Below are 8,626 nucleotides of genomic sequence, written 5' to 3' on the forward strand. Positions count from 1 at the left end.
TGGCAGTTATTAATTAAATATACACTTTTAAAATTAATTGGAAAATCAAAATTAGACTGGAACGATATTTATGAGCCCTGGGGTAAAAAAACAAAAAGATATTATCATTGGTTTTCAAAAAAAGAATTAGAAAATTTAGTTAAAGAAGCAGGATTTAAAATTGAAAAATCTGGAATTGCTAAAAATAATAAAAAGAATCGCCAAAATATTTATATAGTTGCAAAAAAAACATAGAGACTGGGTTAACTTGACAGAAATTTGCTCTGGCTTAAAATTAGAAGTTGAGGGGGTGCGTGATAAATTCGCGCAGGACAAACATTTTTTTGCGAAGGAGGTTTAAGGGAATTCCAGGACTTGTCCAGTTCTGTTCGGACTAAAACCAATTTCATAAAAGAGTGTTCCCTCCTCACTAAAAAACAAAAGCAGAATGCTTCTGTTTTTTAGTTTGATTTCTCTTTAAAACAAGGATAAAATATAATTGTCATGGCTTATAAAATAGTGGTTTCAGGAGCAGCAAAAACGAATCATTGCTGTAAAAAAATTGAAGAAATTTGTAAAGAAGTTGGAAGAGAAATTGCTCGTCATAAGTGTGTTTTGGTTACTGGAGGGACAACAGGGGTGCCTTATTTCGCTACTTTAGGATTTAAAGAAGTGGGCGGAATCTCAATTGGCTTTTCTCCTGCTATTTCTGAAACAGCACACATCAAAACCTACAGACTGCCAACAAAACCTTTTGATGTTATGGTTTATACAGGAGCTGATTACACAGGAAGAAACATGATAATGACAAAAGCTGCTGATGGTGTTTTAGTAATCTGCGGAAGAATGGGAACTTTACATGAGTTTGTTACTGCTTTTGAAATACAGAAACCTGTCGGTGTTTTAGAAGGAACAGGCGGAACAGCTGATAAAATTAAAAGTATAGTCAAGGGGCCTTACAGGGGCTATGGAAGAGTATTTTATGAAACAGAGCCAAAAGCATTAGTAGAGCGTTTAATCAAGCATATTAGGAAACGCAAATCAAAGGTCGGTAAATAATAATATTTATATATATATTTAAATAATTTTTTGTTTTTCATTTATGGCAAATGAAACAGAAGGAAAATTAATCGGAAAAGTCACTCACTATTTTGGGCAAATTGGTGTGGTAGTAATTAAACTTACAGATGATTTAAAAGTTGGTGACGAAATAAGAATAGTTGGCGGAGAAACTGATTTTAGTCAAAAAATTGAATCAATGGAAGTTGACCGTAAGAAAATAGACAAAGCTAAGTCAGGAGATTCAGTTGGTTTGAAAGTTGAAGAGAAAGCAAGAGACGGCTATAAGGTGTATAAGCTCTAGGAGAGCGTAATTATAATTTAAGTTAATATTTTTTTTAAATATGGATAATGAAATAATTTATCAATTGATTTTGTCTGTTATTTTGGGAGGATTATTAGGCATAGAAAGAAAGTATAAAAGAAAGGAAGCTGGCCTTCAAACATATAGCTTAATAGTTTTGGGCACCTGTCTCTTTACAATTGTGGCTTTGGAAATGAACAATACTTTTAATGGTGATTTTGACGTTTTAAGGATAATTCAAGCCGTTGCTGTTGGTATTGGTTTTATAGGTGCTGGAGTTATTTTCCAGCAGTCATCAGGGGTAATGGGATTAACTACTGCCGCTGGTTTATGGGTTGCTTCTGCAATAGGAGTAGCTGTTGGAACAAAATTTTACTTTTTAGCTGCTTTCGCTACTTTGCTTTCTCTTATTATATTTATTATTTTTGGAATTTTGGAAGTCAAAATTTTTAAAAAGGATTAATGAAGTTTGTTGCTGACTTTCATATTCACTCAAAATACTCACGAGCCACTTCTCCTAGAATGGATTTGGAAAATCTTGATAAGTGGGCAGAAATTAAAGGAATTAGAGTTTTAGGAACTGGTGATTTTACCCACCCTATTTGGCTCAAGGAATTAAAAAACAAATTAGAACCTGCTGAAAGCGGGCTTTTTAAAGTTAAAAACGATAATAAAAAAACAAGATTTATCCTAACAGCTGAAATAAGTTGTATTTATTCAAAAAAAGGAAGAGTGAGAAAGATTCACATAGTAGTTTTTGCTCCTTCTTTTGAAATTGTTGATAAAATTAATGCTCGTTTAGACTTGATTGGGAACTTACAATCTGATGGCAGGCCTATTTTAGGGTTAGATGCAAAAGAACTAGCAAGGATTGTTTTAGATGCATCAGAAAATTGTTTAATTGTTCCGGCCCATATAATGACGCCTTGGTTTTCTTTATTTGGTTCAAAATCAGGTTTTGACTCTTTGAATGAGTGTTTTGAGGAGTATTCTAAGTATATATATGCTTTAGAGACAGGGCTTTCTGCTGACCCTGAAATGATCTGGCGCATGCCAGACGGCCAAAGATTAACTCTTCTTTCAAATTCAGATGCTCATTCACCAGAAAAAATCGGTAGAGAGGCCAATGTCTTTGATACTGACATTAGTTATCCCGCTATTTTTGAGGCTATAAAATCAAAAGATCCTAAAAAACTTCTTTATACAATTGAATTTTTCCCTCAAGAAGGAAAATATCATTATGATGGTCATCGTGCTTGTAATCTGAGGCTTTCTCCAGATGAAACAAAGAAATACAATAATGTTTGTCCTAATTGCGGCAGAGGCTTAACGGTGGGAGTTTTGAATAGAATTGAACAAATTTCCCAAGAACCCAAGGGTTTTAAACCCGAAAATGCAATTCCTTTTAAGAGCCTTGTGCCTTTAAAAGAAATAGTTGCCGAAGCCTTAGGAATGACAGTCGCTTCCAAAAGAGTTGACGAGGGGTACAATAATTTGATAGAAAAACTAGGTAATGAGCTTGGGATTTTAATTGATTGTCCAAAGCAAGATTTAAAAGCAGCCACTTTTCCTGAAATTGCTGAAGGGATAATAAGGGTGAGAAAAGGAAATCTTATTATTGAACCTGGCTATGATGGTGTTTATGGAACAGTAAAGATTTTTTCACAACAAAAACCCAAAGCCTCATCTAAACAAACAACTCTTTTTTAGTGATGACTATTGGCATTCCACAAGGTTTAATTCATTTTAAAGAACCATATTTTTGGAAGATTTTTTTTAATAATCTTGGTTTTAAAACAGTGCTTTCCCCTTTGACAAATAAACAAATTGTTAGTCTTGGGATAAAAGTTGCTGACCCTGAAACTTGTTTTTCAAATAAAGTTTATTGGGGGCACTTAATGTGGCTGGATACAAAATGTGATTTCATTTTTGTTCCAAGGCTAAAAACAAATAAAGAAAAACTTGAATATTGTCCTAAATTCTTTGCTTTGCCTGATTTGGCAAAAATGATAGTTAAAACCCCGATATTGACCGAGGTGTTTGATGAAAAGAAACAAAGATTTATTAGGAGCCTTAAGAAGTTAGGCGCAAAATTAAATAAGAGCTCCAGGGAAACAAAACAGGCATATGAGCTTAGTTTATTGGAAGTTAAAGAATTAAAAGATAAAGAAAAACAAAGTTTTTTAAATAAAATATCATCTAAAAAACCAAAGATTGTTCTCGTCTCCCATCCATATAATCTTTTTGATAGCTATGTAAATTTAAGGGTAGAAGAAAAGTTAAAAAAACTAGGGATTGAACCAATATTTATAGATGAAGTTTCTCAGGATATGTCTGACAAAACAAAGATTGACCGAAATAATAAAGATTCTTTTAAAATAGATTTTCATTGGGAGTTTGGAAAAGAAATAATTGATAAAATAAATGAAACTTTTAAATATAATATTGTTGGAGCTATTCAAATATCTTCTTTCCAGTGCGGTTGCGATGCAGTATTAAAAGAGTTTGTTGAAGAAGAGTTTAGATCAAAAAAAATTCCCTTTTTATATATTATTGTTGACGAACACACTGGCGAAGCTGGCCTTCAGACAAGATTAGAGGCTTTTATTGATACACTATGAAAAATAAATCAAATAAAAAACAAGTAGTCACTTTTGCCCGTTGGGGAAATTACAGTATTGTTTTTGCTTCGCTTTTAAAGCAATTGGGCATGGAAGTTATCTCTCCTGAAAAGTCTAATCCTAATACAATTATCCAGGGGGCTAGAATAACGCCAGACATGTTTTGTTTTCCAATGAAGGCGACTATTGGCAGCTATTTGCCAGCCTTAGAAAAAGGGGCCAAAACAGTTTTTATGGTTCAAAATGTTGGAGGGTCTTGCCGTCAGAGATATTATGGAATTATTCAAGACAAGATTTTAAAAGAAGATGGCTGGGATATTAATTTCGTTGATTTAAGAACAACTCCAAAAGACATTTACACGAAACTTAAAACTGCTTCAGGAGTTTCAACGCTGGAATTTATTAAAATAGCAATTTTCTTTTTTAAAGAATTAAGATTAATTGAAAAGCTTGAAAAAATGTCTCAGTATTACAGGCCAAGAGAGCTTGAAAAAGGAAAGACTGATAGGGCGCTTCAGTGGGCGCTTTTAAAGCTTGAGAATTTAAATCAAAGAAAAGATTTCAAAAACACTAAAAAGCAAATCTTAAAAAAGTTTTCTGAAATTCAGATTGATAAAAATAAAAAGTTTCCTAGAGTTGCTATTATAGGAGAAATCTATACTGTTTGTGATTCAGCTGTTAATTTTGAACTTGAAAAGAAAATGGGACTGGAAAGAATAGAAATTTACAGGCAGATGGATTTAAGTTATCATTTAAAGAAATTATTGTATCCTTGGAAAGATTGGATAATACAAAAAACAATAAATCCTTATCTGAAATCAACTGTTGGCGGACATGGCAGAGACGCTGTTTACGAAATGCTTGATTATGTTAAAAAAGACTTTGATGGAGTAATCCAGGTTTTGCCAATGGCTTGTATGCCAGAGATAACTATCAGGCCAATCTTAGAAAGGATTCATCAGCAAAGTAAAATTCCTTTTTTATCTTTGTCTTTAGACGAACAGGTTGCTGAGGCTGGGATGAATACCAGGATTGAAGCTTTTGTTGATGTAGTGTTTAATTATTACAAAAGTAAAAAAACATGAAAACATATTTAGGAATTGACGTTGGTTCTATTTCAACAAAAGTAGTTTTAATTGACGACGAGGGTAAGATTATCTACTCTTCTTATTTCCGGACAAAAGGAGACCCAATAAAAGCTATTCAGGAGGGATTAAAAAAATTAGAAAATAGTATTAAAGAAACTAATTTAAATGTTGAGATATCTGGAGTCGGAACAACGGGTTCGGCCAGACACTTGGCAGGAGTTATTACTGGTGCCGATTTAATTAAAAATGAAATTACTACTCATGCCAAAGGAACTTCTTTTTTAGTTCCTGACGTTAGAACCATTCTTGAGATTGGGGGCCAGGATTCAAAAATCATTATTTTAGAGGATAAAGTGGCAGTTGATTTTGCTATGAATCTTGTCTGCGCCGCGGGAACAGGTTCCTTTCTAGATGCTCAGGCGTTTAGATTAAAAGTGCCCATTGAACAATTCGGTGAACTGGCACTAAAATCAGAGGGGGCTACTGCTATTGGTTCTAGATGTACTGTATTTTGCGAATCAGACATGATTCATAAACAGCAAATCGGTCACAAAGTAGAAGATATTGTTGCTGGTCTTTGTCAGGGTTTGGCAAGAAATTTTTTATCAAATGTTGCGAAAGGAAAAAACATCAAACCTCCAATTGTATTTTTGGGTGGGGTTTCTCAAAACATAGGAATGAAAAAAGCTTTTGAAGATACTTTAGAACAGGAAATAATTGTTCCGGAGCATAATACTGTCATGGGTGCTTTGGGAGCAGCACTTTTAATTAAAGAACATTCTCCTCAAAAAACAAAGTTTTCAGGCTTTGAAGTTTCTAATAAGGACATTAAATGTACCTCTTTTGATTGCAAAGATTGCCCCAATCAATGCGAGGTTATTGAAGCGAGAATAGATGGAGAAATTCTTGCTCGTTGGGGTGATAGGTGCGGTAAGTGGAGTAATTTATCTATTAGCAATTGAAAAAAAACAGGAAAATAATTTTTATTTTACGATTGTAGGAGAACTTGACAGCATCTTTTGTCTGGCTATAATGAGTATGCGAATTGAAACAAGCATGATGACACAAGAAAGAAAACTGAAATCCATTTTTATTTACCAAATTACAGTTTGTTTTTTAACTGTAAATATTGGGGTATAAGCGGAGGTTCAGTAGTCAAAAGTGTCTAAAATCTGAAAACAAAATGACTGGACCTCTTAAGAGGCCCTTTTATATTAATATGGTCCAAAAATACTATTTAACAAAACAAGGATTAAAGAAAATAGGGAAAGAGTTTGAAGATTTAAAAAAGCTTAGATTGGCAAAAACAAAAGGAGAAACTCCTTCGCTTTTGCAGTCTGATGATATAAATCCTGAATACGTTGTTTTTAGAGAAGATTTAAGCTTTTTAGAAAATAGAATTGTTGAACTGGAGCATATTTTAAAAAATATTGAGCTTATAAAATTGCCTCCAAAAAGCAAAAGAAACGTTGTTCATTTAGGCGCAACAGTGATTTTGCAAGAGTCTGACGGACAAATTAATGAATTTAAAATAGTTGGAACATTAGAAGCTAATCCTAATGAAGGCACAATCTCTTCAGAGTCGCCTATTGGAAAAATTTTATTAGGGCACAAACTCAATGATAGAATAGAAGTAAACTCGCCTATAAAGATAATTTATAAGATTAAAAAAATTAATTATTCTTCCTAGCTCATGAAAGGCTCTCTTAAATTTTTAATTGAGGCAAATAAATTAAAAAAAATGTCTCGAACTGGTTGGGTTTCAATGCATGTTAAGAATTCTGAATCAATTGCTTGTCATATTTTTAGAGTTGCAGTTGCTTCCTGGTTAATGGCAGAAAAAGCAAATTTAGACGTTAAAAGAGCAATTAAAATTGCTCTTTTTCATGATCTTTGCGAGGTTTATGCTGGAGATTCAACTCCTTTTGATTATTATCATGGATTATCAATAAAAAAGAAAAAAGATAAAAAGTTATTAATGAGATGGGTTCGCCTTTCAAAAAAAGAAAAACAGAAAAAAGCTAAAGAAAAATTCAACAGAGAAAAAAAAGCTCTTTTAAAGCTAATTAGCCCCCTTGAGCCAAAACTTAAAGATAATATTTATTCTCATTGGTATGACTATGAGAAAAGAATAAGCAAAGAAGCGAAATTTGTTAAACAATTAGACAGAATTGAAACCCTTCTTCAGTCAATTGAGTATTTTGGCAGCGATGATAATATTGGAGGAACTAGCTGGTGGGAAGGAACAGAGGAGATTGTTGAAGATCCATTGCTGTTAGATTTTTTAACAGTAATTAAAAAAAGGCTTTACCGCCGTTATAGGAGGTTTTTTGGAGAAAGGATTAAAGTATCGAAAACCTTTAAAAAAAGAGAAAAGGAATTAACATATATTCTTGATTTTCTTTTAGAGATAGGAAAGTTAAAGCACATGCCTCGGTTGTATTGGACAATCAGAGACGTTAAAAATCCTGAAACAGTTGCTGGTCATATGTTCACACTTGCCTTAATGACCTGGCTTTTCAGCAGTCAGAAAAGCAGGACACATGATGCAGAAAAGATGTTAAAAATGGCTTTAATCCACGAGATATCTGCTGTTTATACTGGTGATTCAACTCCTTATGACAGAATTTTGAAAAGAAAAAAAGGGAAAGAAAAAGAAGTCTTAAAGAAGTGGCCGCGTCTTTCAAAGAAAGAAAAAATGAAAAAGTTTATTGAAGATTTTAAACAAGAAAGAAGGGCGTTTAAAAGACTTGGCTTGAGGTTGAAAGGTTCTTCTGGGAAGGAAATATATAATCTTTGGCATGAATATAGGACTAAAAACTCGCCTGAAGGCCGTTTCCTGTCTCAGCTAAACGTTATGGCAGTGTTGCTGCAAGCTTTGGATTATGAGAAAAAAGATAAAAACTTTGCTGCTGCGCCAATTTGGGAATGGGCACTTGAAGTTTCTGATAATGATATAAATTTCAAGCTTATGGACGAAATGAAAAAAACGTTCTATAAGTAAAATATGAACAGAATTACGAATAAAATTATTATATCAGTCCTGTTAATAGGATCGTTTTTTCTTTTAGGAGAGCCTCCTGAGAATTCTCAGTTTAAAGAGATGATTAATTTAGCTTCAAATAAAGAAGTTGTTATTGTGTTTAACTCTGGTGGCTGGGGCAATACTCCGCTGGATCAAGCTGATGATTTCAGGCCGATCATTGAGGGAATTCAAAAAACATTAAAAGATTTAGGTTATGATTCAGTAGTTGTTCCTTATGAAAGGACTAAAGAAAGTTTTTTTGGAATAATTGAAGGACTGAAAGAAACATTTACTCTCTTTCAAAAACAATCACAAAAATTAGCTATTGAAATAGAAGATTTTATTGCAAATAATCCTGAAAACAAAGTTATTATAACAGGATTGTCTAATGGAGGGGCTTTTACAGACAAGGTGATGGAAAAGATTTCAGAAGATAAAAGAAATAATGTTTTTGCTATTGAGGTTGGTACACCATTTTGGGAAGATGTATTAGATTCTGGCAGTGTTTTGTTATTAGATAATCAAGGCAAAGACCCGCTTTCTGCAATGG

Annotated in this window: 11 protein-coding genes; all 11 read left to right on the top strand. The window is 33.2% G+C overall.

All coding sequences use genetic code 11. The features are described from left to right. Positions 1–234: hypothetical protein (locus KJI70_02635; GenBank protein MCP6718411.1), on the top strand; the 234-nt coding region annotated here is incomplete at its 5' end. A 249-nt stretch (positions 235–483) separates the two neighbouring features. Then, positions 484–1,038, top strand: coding sequence for a hypothetical protein (locus tag KJI70_02640; GenBank protein MCP6718412.1), 555 nt, complete (start codon positions 484–486; stop codon positions 1,036–1,038). A gap of 43 nt (positions 1,039–1,081) precedes the next feature. Continuing rightward, the gene (locus KJI70_02645; protein MCP6718413.1) at positions 1,082–1,342 is read left to right on the top strand and encodes a hypothetical protein; all 261 of its coding nucleotides are present in this window, start codon (positions 1,082–1,084) and stop codon (positions 1,340–1,342) included. 40 nt (positions 1,343–1,382) lie between these two features. Further along, on the top strand, positions 1,383–1,805 hold the full coding sequence (locus tag KJI70_02650; protein MCP6718414.1) for an MgtC/SapB family protein: 423 nt from the start codon (positions 1,383–1,385) through the stop codon (positions 1,803–1,805). Then, positions 1,805–3,052, top strand: a complete 1,248-nt coding sequence (locus KJI70_02655; protein MCP6718415.1) for an endonuclease Q family protein — start codon at positions 1,805–1,807, stop codon at positions 3,050–3,052. The genes KJI70_02650 and KJI70_02655 overlap by 1 nt, the downstream gene beginning before the upstream one ends. Before the next feature lie 2 nt (positions 3,053–3,054). Then, positions 3,055–3,963, top strand: coding sequence for an acyl-CoA dehydratase activase-related protein (locus KJI70_02660; protein MCP6718416.1), 909 nt, complete (start codon positions 3,055–3,057; stop codon positions 3,961–3,963). Next, positions 3,960–5,048 (top strand): hypothetical protein, encoded by a 1,089-nt coding sequence (locus tag KJI70_02665; GenBank protein MCP6718417.1) that lies wholly within the window; start codon positions 3,960–3,962, stop codon positions 5,046–5,048. Before KJI70_02660 ends, KJI70_02665 begins: the two co-directional genes overlap by 4 nt. Next, a complete protein-coding gene (locus tag KJI70_02670; GenBank protein MCP6718418.1) occupies positions 5,045–6,013 on the top strand; it encodes an acyl-CoA dehydratase activase in 969 nt (322 codons plus the stop codon). The genes KJI70_02665 and KJI70_02670 overlap by 4 nt, the downstream gene beginning before the upstream one ends. Positions 6,014–6,270: 257 nt before the next feature. Beyond that, positions 6,271–6,741, top strand: a complete 471-nt coding sequence (locus tag KJI70_02675; GenBank protein MCP6718419.1) for a GreA/GreB family elongation factor — start codon at positions 6,271–6,273, stop codon at positions 6,739–6,741. Positions 6,742–6,744: 3 nt separating this feature from the next. Then, on the top strand, positions 6,745–8,055 hold the full coding sequence (locus tag KJI70_02680) for an HD domain-containing protein (protein MCP6718420.1): 1,311 nt from the start codon (positions 6,745–6,747) through the stop codon (positions 8,053–8,055). A gap of 3 nt (positions 8,056–8,058) precedes the next feature. Continuing rightward, positions 8,059–8,626, top strand: a 568-nt coding sequence (locus KJI70_02685; protein ID MCP6718421.1) for a hypothetical protein, incomplete at its 3' end; no start/stop codon positions are given.

It is taken from the genome of Patescibacteria group bacterium, assembly GCA_024238995.1.
GTDB lineage: Bacteria > Patescibacteriota > Minisyncoccia > Minisyncoccales > JANBVM01 > JANBVL01.